General features: G+C 70.3%; 11 protein-coding genes. 10 read left to right on the forward strand and 1 reads right to left on the reverse strand.

Annotated features, from left to right (window positions below; all coding sequences use genetic code 11):
- Positions 1-449: 449 nt before the first annotated feature.
- The 6 genes from ACWIHY_RS39150 (at position 450) to ACWIHY_RS39175 (ending at position 7,979) form a co-directional block, all read left to right on the forward strand.
- Complete coding sequence (locus ACWIHY_RS39150; RefSeq protein WP_138899619.1) at positions 450-758, forward strand: hypothetical protein; 309 nt, start codon at positions 450-452, stop codon at positions 756-758.
- A 181-nt stretch (positions 759-939) separates the two neighbouring features.
- Positions 940-1,788 carry a hypothetical protein gene (locus tag ACWIHY_RS39155; RefSeq protein ID WP_454381431.1) on the forward strand — a complete coding sequence of 283 codons (849 nt, stop codon included), beginning with the start codon at positions 940-942 and terminating at the stop codon, positions 1,786-1,788.
- A complete protein-coding gene (locus ACWIHY_RS39160) occupies positions 1,778-3,139 on the forward strand; it encodes a hypothetical protein (protein WP_454381432.1) in 1,362 nt (453 codons plus the stop codon). Before ACWIHY_RS39155 ends, ACWIHY_RS39160 begins: the two co-directional genes overlap by 11 nt.
- A complete protein-coding gene (locus tag ACWIHY_RS39165; protein WP_454381433.1) occupies positions 3,136-4,686 on the forward strand; it encodes an SCO6880 family protein in 1,551 nt (516 codons plus the stop codon). Before ACWIHY_RS39160 ends, ACWIHY_RS39165 begins: the two co-directional genes overlap by 4 nt.
- 19 nt (positions 4,687-4,705) lie before the next feature.
- The gene (locus ACWIHY_RS39170) at positions 4,706-6,121 is read left to right on the forward strand and encodes an ATP-binding protein (protein WP_454381434.1); all 1,416 of its coding nucleotides are present in this window, start codon (positions 4,706-4,708) and stop codon (positions 6,119-6,121) included.
- A gap of 1 nt (position 6,122) precedes the next feature.
- Positions 6,123-7,979, forward strand: coding sequence for a type VI secretion protein (locus ACWIHY_RS39175; RefSeq protein ID WP_454381435.1), 1,857 nt, complete (start codon positions 6,123-6,125; stop codon positions 7,977-7,979).
- On the opposite strand, the gene ACWIHY_RS39180 is transcribed toward ACWIHY_RS39175, so the two are convergent.
- Positions 7,976-8,548 (reverse strand): GNAT family N-acetyltransferase, encoded by a 573-nt coding sequence (locus tag ACWIHY_RS39180; protein ID WP_454381436.1) that lies wholly within the window; start codon positions 8,546-8,548, stop codon positions 7,976-7,978. The genes ACWIHY_RS39175 and ACWIHY_RS39180 overlap by 4 nt on opposite strands.
- Positions 8,549-8,680: 132 nt before the next feature.
- Here ACWIHY_RS39180 and ACWIHY_RS39185 point away from each other — a divergent pair, with 132 nt between their 5' ends.
- The 4 genes from ACWIHY_RS39185 to ACWIHY_RS39200 all read left to right on the forward strand — a co-directional run bounded on the left by ACWIHY_RS39185 (position 8,681) and on the right by ACWIHY_RS39200 (position 12,396).
- On the forward strand, positions 8,681-9,634 hold the full coding sequence (locus tag ACWIHY_RS39185; RefSeq protein ID WP_454381437.1) for an ABC transporter ATP-binding protein: 954 nt from the start codon (positions 8,681-8,683) through the stop codon (positions 9,632-9,634).
- Positions 9,631-10,410: an ABC transporter permease gene (locus ACWIHY_RS39190; protein ID WP_454381438.1), complete on the forward strand. Its 780-nt coding sequence runs from the start codon at positions 9,631-9,633 to the stop codon at positions 10,408-10,410. Before ACWIHY_RS39185 ends, ACWIHY_RS39190 begins: the two co-directional genes overlap by 4 nt.
- Positions 10,411-10,537: 127 nt before the next feature.
- Positions 10,538-11,728, forward strand: coding sequence for a sensor histidine kinase (locus ACWIHY_RS39195; protein WP_454381440.1), 1,191 nt, complete (start codon positions 10,538-10,540; stop codon positions 11,726-11,728).
- Complete coding sequence (locus tag ACWIHY_RS39200) at positions 11,725-12,396, forward strand: response regulator (RefSeq protein WP_454381439.1); 672 nt, start codon at positions 11,725-11,727, stop codon at positions 12,394-12,396. The genes ACWIHY_RS39195 and ACWIHY_RS39200 overlap by 4 nt, the downstream gene beginning before the upstream one ends.
- Positions 12,397-12,490: the final 94 nt, after the last annotated feature.

Raw genomic sequence — 12,490 nt, forward strand, 5'->3', positions numbered from 1 at the left:
GGCCCATCGCGCAGCGACGCGACGCAGGAGCGCCCTTGACGCGCCACCCCGGCCCACCGACACTCAAGCGCCCAGGGACGGCCCGAAACCCCCAGAAGCGATCCGACACCGCGACTTCCGACACGGCGTAGTTCCGACACGGCGAGTCCGGCCCCCGGAAGCAGCCGCCGACCCCCGCCGCCCCCCTCCGCAACCACGTCCGACCAAAGGTGCATAACGCCAGTCATTGCCCGGAGTCACCCCTCGTGATACACAGAGTGACCATACGCGTTTCCGAATACAACCGGTCGGCACCGCAGGTCAGCGCGGTCCGACCGGCCATACGTGCGGAGGTCGGGTAAAGACAGCCACGAAGTCGACATACCAGTGCGGTTTCATCAGCGAAGATAGAGCGTGACCCCTGCCGTGCGGCGGGGGCGACGAACTACCCGACAGGGGCGGTGACTTACATGAACCTGGCAGCCGAAAAGGGCGACATCACCACCATCATCGGTGGAATCGCCCCGAACTGGGGTCCGTTCGGGACCCTGGGGAACGAAGCCCGAATCATGATCGAGGTCGTGATGGCTGTCGCCATCCTCCTCTGCCTCGGAATCGCCATCTGGGGAGCCGCAAAGCAGCGGATCGGCGCGACGGCTCTGAGGGACACGTTCAGCGCGGAACAGGGCAAGGGGCTGATCGTCGCCGGCCTCACCGGCGTCTTCATCATCGGCTCGCTCGGCACGCTCTTCACCATCGTGTACGGGATGGCTGTTTAACCGACCGTCAGCCAGCACCGGATGTTCCCGGCCCATTCCCCCCACCCCACCCGTCCGTCGTGCCCATTGGCTGAGGTTGCGTCTCCCTGATGTCGAGTCACCACACCGCGCCCGCGCGGGAACCAGCACGGCTACCGTCGTACTACGCGGAACTGCAAACGGTTGAGGGGGCGCACGCGGCATGAGTCTCGGCGACGAGCACGGCTTCGGCAGCGACAGCGGTCGTTCGGACCGTGTCGGCGGCTCCGGCCAGACCCGCACACGCCTTCCCGAGGGCGGTGGGAGCGATGTGTACGGGGGCGCGCGACGGCCCGTACGGACCTCGCGCTCCCTGATCACCGTGGTGGGCGTGGTGGTGCTGCTGATCGCGGCTATCGCATTCGCGAATCAGGGTGGTGGTGAGACCGGTTCGGGCAGTGAGGCGAAGCGGGGCGGCGCGGCGGAGCCTACGGCTGCGACGGGCGTGAAGCCGGTCGCAGGCAAGAACGGGACGATCCCATCCGGCTTCGCACAGGACGAACAGGGCGCGCAGTCCGCAGCCTCCAACTACGCGGTGGCCCTCGGCTCGGACGGGATGTTCAAGGAGGACACCCGCCACGAGATCGTCGACACGGTGTATGTGCCCGCGGCCGCCGAGAAGCTGAGAGGCCCTCAGGACAAGGCATACTCAGCCGATTTCCTGCAGAAGCTCGGCCTGGATGCAGCCGGAAGCCCGCCGGCGGGTGACACATTTGTCTCGCGCACCATCCCAGTCGGCACAAAGGTGGAGAGCTACGGCGGATCCACCGCCAGGGTCTCCGTCTGGTACACGGGCCTGATCGGCATGTCCGGACCGGGATCGACCGACCCAGTGAGCAGTACCTGGAAGACCTGGACCTTCAATCTGAAGTGGACCAACAACGACTGGAAGGTCACGTCGGACTCCCAAAAGGACGGTCCCGCTCCCGTTCCCGGGGACGTCGCAGCGGCGACTTCCGACGAAATCAGCGACGCGGTCGCGGAGTACGGAGGGTTCACTTATGCCAGGTAGCCCCCGCGTCCAGTCGGCCGTCGCCACCTTGGCAGCCGTACAGGCTGCCGTCATGCTCTTCGCAGCCCGGGCTGCCGCCGCGCCGACTCCGCCTCCGTCCCCCGGCAAGAGTGACGACCCCTGTGATCTGCTGATCGGCCCTGCCAAGGAATATTGCGAGGACGGCGAAGGCGGCGGCTCCCGTCTCCGCGCCCCCACCGACCCCACCGAGTCCCTGGACCCCCTCTCCTCCCTCGCCAAGGGCTGCGCCGACGCCGCCGCCTGGATCGTGGGGAAGCTCAGCGACGCCGTGAAATCGACCGCCACGGTCGATTTCACCAACCCGAAGTTCCTCCAGCAGTACGCCGTCGTCTTCGCCGCCTCCGCCATCCTCACCCTCGTCCTCTGGCTGCTCGCCGTCGCCAAGCGCGCCATCCGTGGCGTGCCGCTCGCGACCGCGCTGTCCGAGGCCATCGGGTTCCTCTGGCTCACCGTCCTCGCGTCCGCCTTCACGCCCCTGATCCTCTACACCGTCGTGTCCGCCACCGACGGCGTCACCGAGGTCATCGCCGCCGGCACCGGCGGGCAGACCGATGTGTTCTTCGGGTCCTTCGCCGAGGCGCTCAAGAAGGGCGACGACATCGGCGGCGGGCCGATCATGCTGATCGTCGTGTCCCTCGTGACGATCCTCGCCGCCGGCATCCTCTTCCTGGAGCTGTTCATCCGCGCCCTGCTGCTCTACGTCGGCGCGCTCCTCGGCGTCGTCGTCTACGCGGGGCTCGTCGACAAGAACATGTGGGGCCACGTGCGCCGCTGGGCCGGCATCATGATCGCGATCATCATGGTCAAGCCCGTCATCGTGATCGTCCTCGGCCTCGCCGGGGCCCTCTCCGCCGACGACGGGCCGAACGCCTTCTCCGCCGTCGTCTCCGGCCTCGCCATCATCCTGCTGGCGATCTTCGCCTCGGGCATGATCTACCGTTTCGTGCCCGGCTTCGGAGACGAGATCGCCTCCGCCCGCAGCAATCGCAACAAGGCCACCGACGGCGCCCAGGCGGCCGCCGTCATCAGTTCCCCCGCCGCCCTCGTCTCGCAGGGCATCAAGACCCACAGCAGCCGTGGCGGCGGAGGCGGCGACCGGGGCGGCAACAGCTCCCCGCCCCGCCAGGCCAACCCCGTCAGCGGCGGCGTGGCCGCCCACAGCTCCCGCGGCTCCGGCGGCGGAGCAGGCGGAGCCGCGGGAGCGACCGGAGGCGGGGGCGGAATTATTCCCTCCGCCGCGCCCTCGCCCCGTAGCAACAGCACTCACACGAACCGCGGTACCGGAAACACAGGCACCGGCAACAACAGCACAGGAGGTGCAGGGCGTTGACGACGCAGTCCCAACCGATCACGCCCCGCCGTACGTATCTCATCGGCCGCGCCCGGCCGAACGCGATCGTCGGCAAGAACCGCGAGACCGGCGAGATCGCGCTGATCATCGCCGGCGCGTTCCTCGGCATGATGAGCGGGCTGCTGGTCCCCGTCCTGTCCCTGCGGATCGTGCTGCTCATGGGCTTCCCGATGCTGGCCCTGATGGCGGTGTACGTCCCGTACAAGCACCGCACCTTCTACAAATGGTTCGAGATCAACCGCAGTTACAAGCGGACCCTGCGCAACGGCACGACGTACCGCAGCGGCGCCATGGAAGCCGGCGTCCGCAGCGACGGCCGTGAGGTGGAGGTCGGCCCGCCCCCGGGCATCGGGCGCATCAACTGGCTCGCCGCCCCCTTCGGCCCCGACGAGATCGCCGTGCTCCTGCACGCCGACCGCCGGACCGTGACGGCCTGCATCGAGATCGAGGGGCCCGGCGTCGGCCTGCGCGACAGCGAGGACCAGGAAGCGCTGGTGGACCGTTTCGGCACGCTGCTCAAGCACGTCGCCAACGGCGACGGGTTCGTGACCCGCCTCCAGATGCTCGCCCGCACTCTCCCCGCCGACCCCGACGCCCACGCCAAGGACGTCGCCCAGCGCGGTGACGCGCACGCCCCCGGCTGGCTGAAGGAGTCGTACGACCAGCTCCAGTCCATGGTCTCCACGTCCAGCGAGCAGCACCGCGCCTACCTCGTCGCCTGCATGCACTACTCCCGCGAGCTCGCCGCCGAGGCCAACGCCATGGCCCGCGCCGCCCGCCCCCACGGCGGCCGCAAGCTCGACCGCGACTCCGGCCTCGCCGTCGTCATGGCGCGCGAACTGACCGACATCTGCGCGCGGCTCGCGGAGGCGGACATCCGCGTACGCCAGCCCCTCGGCCAGGGGCGCCTCGCGTCCCTCGTCCACTCGATGTACGACCCCGACCACCCCATGGACCACATCCAGGCCATGACGAAGCGCAACGCCTGGCCGGCCGAGCTGGACGCCATGGAGGCCACGTACCTCCAGGCCAAGACGCGCGAGTCGTCCACCCGCGCGCCCTGGTGCCACGCCACCGCCTGGGTGAAGGAATGGCCGATGACGCCGGTAGGCGTCAACTTCCTCGCCCCGCTGCTCGTCCACACCCCCGACGTGATCCGCACGGTCGCGGTCACCATGGACCTCGAACCCACCGAGATCGCCATCGAGCGGATGCTGACCGAGAAGACCAACGACGAGGCGGAAGCAAGCCGTCAGGCCAAGATGAACCGCACCGTCGACCCGCGCGACATCGCCGCGCACGGCCGGCTCGACCAGCGGGGTGAAGATCTCGCGAGCGGTGCGGCCGGGGTCAACCTGGTCGGGTACATCACTGTGTCGTCGCGTTCACCCGAGGCGCTGGCCCGCGACAAGCGGACCATCAGGGCCTCGGCCGGGAAGTCGTATCTGAAGCTGGAGTGGTGCGACCGCGAGCACCACCGGGCGTTCGTCAACACCTTGCCGTTCGCCACCGGTATCCGTCGTTAGCCGAGAGGGCAGACCCGCCATGCGAGATCCGCTGTCCGCCGTCACGGATGCCTTCACCAGCTTCCTCTTCGGGAAGGTCGAGACGACCAGACTTCCTGTCCGTACGTCGACGGGCCAGGCCCAGGCCGTCTACCTGCCGACCGCGGCTCCCGGCCTCGGCGACTCCGGCGTGATCATCGGCCGCGAGGTCTACAGCGGCAAGGGCTACATCTACGACCCCTTCCAGCTGTACGGACAGCAGCTCCCGGCGCCGCACTGGCTGGTCCTCGGCGAGTCCGGCAACGGCAAGTCGGCGCTGGAGAAGACGTACGTCCTGCGTCAGCTTCGCTTCAAGGACCGGCAGGTCGTCGTCCTCGACGCGCAGGGCGAGGACGGGGTCGGCGAGTGGAACCTGATCGCGGAGGAGCTGGGGATAACCCCCATCCGGCTCGACCCGACGGCGGCCCTCAACGGCGGCATCCGCCTCAACCCCCTCGACCCCTCGATCACGACGACGGGGCAGCTCGCCCTGCTCCGTACGATCATCGAGGTCGCCATGGGCCACGGCCTCGACGAGCGGTCCGGCTTCGCGCTCAAGGTCGCGCACGCGTACGTGAACGAGACGATCGTCGACCGGCAGCCGGTCCTGACGGACATCGTGGAGCAACTGCGCCACCCCGAGCCTGAGTCGGCGGAGGCGATGAACGTCGACCTGGACGACGTACGGGCCTGGGGTCTGGACGTCGCGCTCGTACTGGACCGGCTCGTCGACGGTGATCTGCGGGGCATGTTCGACGGCCCTACGTCGGTCGGCATCGACCTGGACGCGCCACTGATCGTCTTCGACCTGTCCCACATCGACCGGAACTCGATCGCGATGCCGATCCTGATGGCGATCGTCGGCGTGTGGCTGGAGCACACCTGGATCCGGCCGGACCGCAAGAAGCGCATCTTCCTGGTGGAAGAGGCGTGGCACATCATCAACAGCCCGTTCGTCGCCCAGCTCTTCCAACGGCTGCTGAAGTTCGGCCGCCGTCTGGGGCTCTCCTTCGTGGCCGTCGTCCACCACCTGTCCGACGTGGTCGACGGCGCGGCTGCCAGGGAGGCGGCAGCGATCCTGAAGATGGCGTCGACCCGCACGATCTACGCCCAGAAGGCGGACGAGGCGCGGGCCACGGGACGGGTGCTCGGCCTGCCGCGCTGGGCGGTGGAGATCATTCCGACCCTGACCCCGGGCATCGCCGTATGGGACGTGAACGGCAATGTCCAGGTCGTCAAACACCTGATCACGGAGGCCGAACGCCCCCTCGTCTTCACGGACCGCGCCATGACGGAGACCTCGGCCGAGATGATCTCGGAGGACCTGCGAGCCGCGGAGTTGGAGGCGGAGCAGAGGGCGGCGCTCATCGAGCAGCACATGAACGAACCCTCGTCCTCGGAATCGACGGTCGCCTGAGATGAGACAGAACGACAGGGAGCAGGGCCACCACCAGCAGGGCGAGCGCGGCATCCCCGACTCTCTGCTGGTCGGCCTGCTGGCGTTCCTGCTGGGCCTGACGATCCTGGCGTGGCTGGCGACGGGCCTGGCGGGCCTGTTCGCCCACGGCGCGTGGCCGGACGGCGTCACGTTCGCGCGTACGCCGCTGGCCCTGCGCCGCTTGATGGGCGCGCCGCACGACATCCCGGCGGCGTGGCCGGACACACCGCCGGACCAGCTGTCGGGGTACGGGCTGTTCTGGGGCCTGCTCATCGGTGAGCTGATGGTGCTGTGCGTACTGACGATCTTCGTACTGGGCGTACTGGCCCGCCTGAAGGCGCAACGCGAGACGGCGAGAGCGAGAGCGGGCGCGGGAACGGGCGCAGGAACGGGCGCGGGAACAGGCGCGGGCGCCTCTAAGGCGGCAGCGGTGGAAGGCGGCCCGGGAGCCGCCCCGCCCGGTTCGTACGCCGCCGCGGGCGCCGCAACGGGCCAAGGCATGCCGCCCGGGGGGCCGCCGCACTCCGCAACTGGACCCGAGCACGGGCCGTCTGACGGCCTGCCGCACGAGGGTGCGGCATACGGCCGGGGAGGACCACTTCACGCAGGCGCGGGCACGCCCGTCGGCATGCACCCCGCGAACGCGTCTGCCGGTGGCGGCCTCCCCACCGACGCCCCGCCGGACATCGCCCACGCCAACGGCGTGACCGTGGTCGCGGGCCTGGGCGCGGGTGCGGGCGCGGGCCTGGACCGCCTCCCAGGTGCCCATGCGAGCCCCCCGCAAGCCGCCGCCCCGGGCGCGACACCAGGCCCGTACGCCCCGCCCGGCACCGCCCCCCAAGCCCACCCCCACCCCCCGCAACCTGCGCCAGCCGGATGGGATGGGCTCCCGGCGGTCCCCGCCCCCCGCGCCCCCCGCCTCCTCTACGGCAGCCCCGAAACCCGCCGGCCCACCGCCGTACAGGCCGTGCTCGACGCCGCGGGCCCCGCGCTCGTCGTCACGTCCGACCCCACCGTGTGGGCCGAGACCAAGGACGCGCGCGCCAAGCTCGGCCCCGTCCTCGTGTACGACCCCGGGCACCTCTGCGACACCCCCGCCCGCCTCCACTGGTCCCCCACCACCGGCTGCGAGCGCGCCGACATCGCCGCCGCACGAGCCGTGGCGCTGCTGGCGCCCATACGGCCCCAGGCGCGGCTCGACGCCGCGATGGCCGACACCGCCGAGACGCTGCTGAGCGGCTGGCTGCACGCCGCCGCCGTGGACGGCCGCCCCGTCCGCCAGGTGCACCGCTGGGCGCAGGGGCACAGCGCGCACGAGCCGGTACGTATCCTCCGCACGCACCCCAAGGCGTCGAGCGGCGCCGCGGGGCTCCTCGAGTCGGCGCTCACGGCGTACCCGGAACGCCGCGAGATCGCCCAGGAGTTGACGGCGAGGGCCCTCGCCGCGCTGTCCTCGATCCACATTCGCGAGGCCTGCACACCCAATCGAAACGATTCGGTCACCTTGGAATCATTTGCGGACGAGGGGGGCACCCTTTATGTGGTGGGTGAAGCAATCGAGGACCCCAAATCGCGTCCCGGAGCGATGCCTCTGCTCACCGCACTCACCTCAAGCGTGGTCGAGCACGGCCGCCGCATGGCCGCACGGTCATCCGACGGTCGGCTCGACCCACCAATGACGTTCGTCCTGGACGACGTCGCGGCCGTGGCTCCGCTTCCCCAGCTTCCCGAGCTGCTGTCGACCGGTCAGGACCAGGGCCTGCCGACCCTGGTCCTGCTCCGTTCCCAGGAGCAGGGGCGAGCCCGCTGGCCGGACCACACCCTGACCGCGGGTTAGGGCGTGCTCGGGGAAGCCGGCGGCCGTACCGTCACCATCTCGTACTCCTTCGCCCCCGGATCCTCCGCCACCGCCACCGTCACCCCGCTGCGCGCGAACCCCGCCTTGCCGTAGAGCGCCTCCGCCCGCCCGTTCCGTTCGTGCACGTACAGCCGCACCCGCTCGACCCGGGGCTCCGTCAGCCCCCACGACCACTCCAGCGCGGCCCGGAACAACTCCTGCGCCACTGCGGTCCCCCGCGCCTCGGGCCGCACGTAAACGCCCACCACATGGACCTGGTCGACCAACGGCGCACCGCCGAAGACCTGCTCCGAGCCGGCCCGTTCGACCAGCGCGCTGACCGACCCGACCCACCGCCCGTCCACGGCTTCCGCGACGAACTGCCGCACGCCCCCGCCCTCGGCGGCCCTGTCCGTACGCTCCTCCCAGAAGGAATCCGGCTCCGCCGCGGCCTTCTCGTACGTCTCCAGAAACGCGATGGCCGCCAGCGGATCCCGCAGCGCGACGAGCCGCAGCTCCTTCACCCTGGCCCACTCACCCGCACGCACGGGCCGAATCACACAGTCCATGCAGCGATACTCACCCGGCCCCGACCCCTGAGCCAACCCCTTTCGGCGTCGTACCCCGGTACTACCCGGCGCACCCCGCTCCCCGCCCACGGTCGGACGATGCACCGCCGCCCGCTCCGTAGCGTCGACTCCATGACCAGCAGCCCCGAGAGCGGAATCGAAGCAGTCGGACTCACCAAGCGGTACGGCGACAAGACTGTCGTCGACGGCCTCACGTTCACCGTCCGCCCCGGCACCGTAACGGGCTTCCTCGGCCCCAACGGCGCCGGCAAATCCACCACCCTGCGCATGCTCCTCGGCCTGGACGCGCCCACCCGCGGCCACTCCACCGTCGGCGGCCGCCCCTACGCCGCCCACGCCGCCCCGCTCCACGAGGTCGGCGCCCTCCTCGAGGCGCGGTCCGTCCACCCCGGCCGCACCGCCCACCACCACCTCATGGCCCTCGCCCACACCCACGGCATCTCCCGCAGCCGCGTCACCCGCGTACTGGAACTCGCCGGCCTCTCCGACGTAGCCCACCGCAGGGTGAAGGGCTTCTCGCTCGGAATGGGCCAGCGCGTCGGCATCGCGGCCGCGCTGCTCGGCGACCCGGCCACGGTCATCCTCGACGAGCCGGTCAACGGTCTCGACCCGGAAGGCGTGCTGTGGATCCGTACCCTCCTCAAGTCCCTCGCCGCCGAAGGCCGTACGGTCCTCATCTCCTCCCACCTGATGAGCGAGATGGCCCTGACCGCCGAACACCTCGTCATCATCGGCCGCGGCAAGCTCCTCGCCGACACAACGGTCGCCGACTTCGTACGGAACTCGGCACAGGGCGCCATCAAGGTCGTCACCCCCGAAGCCGGTCGGCTCTCCCACCTCCTCACCGCCGAAGGCCACGGCGCCGTCGACATCACCTCCCCCACCCCCGGCACCCTCCACGTCAGCGGTACGGACACCGAACACATCGGCCGCACCGCGGCCGCGCACTCCATCCCCCTCTTCGAACTCACCCCACGGACCGCCTCCCTGGAACAGGCCTTCATGGACCTGACACGCGACGCCGTCGAATACCAGGCCACACCCCTCCAAGGAGCCGCAGCATGAGCAGCACCCTCACCCACCCGGTGACCCCCGCCCGCGTCCTGCGCTCCGAGTGGCACAAACTGTGGACCCTGCGCTCCTCGTGGATCACCCTCCTCACAGCGAGCACACTGACGCTCGGAATCGGCCTGCTCATGGGCATCACCTACACCTCCGACGGCGGCGACGGGGACGTCGACACCGTCGTCCTCATCCTGATCGGCATCCAGTTCTCGCAGATCGCACTCGCCGTCCTCGGCATCCTCAGTACCGCCGGCGAGTACGCGACCGGCATGATCCGCGCCACCCTGACCGCCGTACCCCGTCGGCTGCCCGTCCTGTGGTCCAAGGCCGCCGTCTTCGCCGCGGTCACCTTCACCCTCACGCTCATCACGGCCTTCGTCACCTTCCTCACCGCGCAGTTCTTCCTCTCCGGCACCGACCAGGCCGCCTCACTGGGCGACCCGGGCGTGACCCGTGCCCTGGCCGGCAGCGCGGCGGCCCTGACCCTGCTCGGCCTGATCGCCCTCGGCCTCGGCGCCCTGTTGCGCTCGGTCCCGGGAGCCATCGGCGCTTTCATCGGCGGCGTCATGATCCTCCCCGAGGTGCTCGGCATGCTGCCGTACGCCGCCGTCGGCGACGCAGTGGAGTACTTCCCGTCCAAAGCGGTGGAGGCCCTCACCTCCGCCCAGACCGTCCCGGGGGCCGCGTCACCCGGGACAGCGCTGCTCGCCATGGTCCTGTGGGCGGCCGCCTCGCTCGCGGTGGCAGGCTTCGCGCTGAAGCGCCGTGACGTATGAACTCCCGCGCACAGGGCACTCGTACGAGGATGTACGGGTGACGCACGCCCGCAGGAGCGACCCCGGCGCCCGGGACCAGGAATGGTCCACGGGCGCCCCGGCGCTCACCCGGCGAATACAGCACCTCATGCAGCGCATACGCGCCTTCGACCGGCGCCGCCCGCTGGTCTGGGACCTGTTGCTGACCGGCTTCTTCGTGACGGCCGCGATGATCGACTACGGCGAGGGCGGCTGGCGGACCATCGCACACAACGCGGACCTGCCCGACTGGCTGGTCCGCTCGATGAGCCTCGGCCTCTCGGTGCCCCTGCTGTGGCGCCGCCGCCACCCGCTGCCCGTTCTCACGGCGATGTCGTTCGTCGCCCTCGCCAACAGCCTGACCGGCGCCGTCCTGCAAGCGGCCCTGCTCCAGCTCTTCCTGGTCTTCAACATCGCGCTGCGCCTCCCGCTCAACACGCTCTGGTGGGCGGCAGCCCTGGTGCTGGGCCCTGCCGTGGCGGGCGCGATCCGCTTCCCCGGCGACGGCTGGGACGAGCAAGTCGTCCCGGGCATCTGGGCCTTCGGCATGGTCACCCTCCTCGGCATCGCGGTCCGCACGCGCAGGGACTACACAGAGGCGCTGGTCGACCGCGCCCGCCGCCTGGAGACCGAACGCGACCAGCAGGCCCAGCTGGCCGCCGCCGCCGAACGCACCCGAATCGCCCGCGAGATGCACGACATCATCGGCCACAACCTGTCGGTCATCACCGGCCTCGCGGACGGCGGCAGATACGCCGCGGCCAACTCCCCGGAGCGCGCGGTCCAGGCCCTCGACGCCATCAGCACGACCAGCCGCAGTGCCCTGACGGAACTGCGCCGCCTCCTCGGCGTGCTGCGCGACGACGAACCGCCGCCGGCCGACCTCACCCCGCAGCCCACCCTCACCGACCTGGACCAACTCATGGACGCCGTACGGGCCGCAGGCCTGCCCGTACGCATGACGGCCAGCAGCCACCCCGCCTCCGAACCACCGGGACCCGGCCAGCAGCTCACCGTCTACCGCGTGGTTCAGGAAGCCCTGACGAACACCCTCAAGCACGCGGGCCCCGACGCGACCGCGCAGGTCGACGTCACCTGCACCCCGAAGGCCATCACCGCAACCATCACCGACACGAGCAGCACCAGCAGCACATCGCCACCCGCCCCCGAAGGCCGGGGCATCACGGGCATGCGCGAACGAACAGCCCTGTACGAAGGCACACTCGAAGCCGGCGCCCGACCGTCGGGCGGCTGGCGCGTCCACCTGCATCTCCCCCGGAACGAGGACCCCGAGCCGTGACAACCGTGCTCATCACCGACGACCAGCCCATGCAGCGCTTCGGCTTCCGCATGCTCCTCGAGAGCCAGGACGACATGACGGTCCTGGGCGAGGCGTCCAACGGGACGGAGGCCGTGCGCCTGGTCGACCGCCTCCGCCCGGACGTGGTCCTGATGGACATCCGCATGCCAGGCCTGGACGGCATCGAGGCCACACGCCGCATCGTCGCCGCGGGGGACCGTACGAAGGTCCTCATCATGACCACCTTCGACCTGGACGAATACGCGTACGCCGGCCTGCGCGCCGGCGCCTCCGGCTTCCTCATCAAGGACGCGCTACCGGAAGAACTCCTGTCCGGCATCCGCTCGGTGGCGACGGGCGACGCGGTGGTCACCCCCAGCCTGACCCGCCGGCTCCTCGACGCGTACGCCCACCACCTGCCGCCCACCGCGGCGGACGGAGCGTCGGCACGGAACGACCAGCGCCTGGCTTCCCTGACCGACCGGGAATTGGAGATCCTCACCGTCATCGGCCAGGGCTGGACGAACACCGAAATCGCCGAGCGTCTGCATCTCGCCGAATCAACCGTGAAGACTCACGTCTCACGCATCCTCGCGAAGACGGGCGCGCGGGACCGCGTGCAGGCGGTAATCCTTGCGTACGACGCGAAGCTGGTGCGACCTGCCTGAGAACGCAGAAAAGCCCCGCACCATAAGGTGCGGGGCTTTCCCACAATGATTGTTCGGCGGCGTCCTACTCTCCCACAGGGTCCCCCCTGCAGTA

Source organism: Streptomyces sp. NPDC055287 (genome assembly GCF_053646035.1).

Coding starts and splice junctions, on each gene's coding strand:
- ACWIHY_RS39150 (WP_138899619.1), top strand. CDS start 450: ATGAACCTGGCAGCCGAAAAGGGCGACATCACCACCATCATCGGTGGA.
- ACWIHY_RS39155 (WP_454381431.1), top strand. CDS start 940: ATGAGTCTCGGCGACGAGCACGGCTTCGGCAGCGACAGCGGTCGTTCG.
- ACWIHY_RS39160 (WP_454381432.1), top strand. CDS start 1,778: ATGCCAGGTAGCCCCCGCGTCCAGTCGGCCGTCGCCACCTTGGCAGCC.
- ACWIHY_RS39170 (WP_454381434.1), top strand. CDS start 4,706: ATGCGAGATCCGCTGTCCGCCGTCACGGATGCCTTCACCAGCTTCCTC.
- ACWIHY_RS39175 (WP_454381435.1), top strand. CDS start 6,123: ATGAGACAGAACGACAGGGAGCAGGGCCACCACCAGCAGGGCGAGCGC.
- ACWIHY_RS39180 (WP_454381436.1), bottom strand. CDS start 8,548: ATGGACTGTGTGATTCGGCCCGTGCGTGCGGGTGAGTGGGCCAGGGTG.
- ACWIHY_RS39185 (WP_454381437.1), top strand. CDS start 8,681: ATGACCAGCAGCCCCGAGAGCGGAATCGAAGCAGTCGGACTCACCAAG.
- ACWIHY_RS39190 (WP_454381438.1), top strand. CDS start 9,631: ATGAGCAGCACCCTCACCCACCCGGTGACCCCCGCCCGCGTCCTGCGC.
- ACWIHY_RS39195 (WP_454381440.1), top strand. CDS start 10,538: ATGCAGCGCATACGCGCCTTCGACCGGCGCCGCCCGCTGGTCTGGGAC.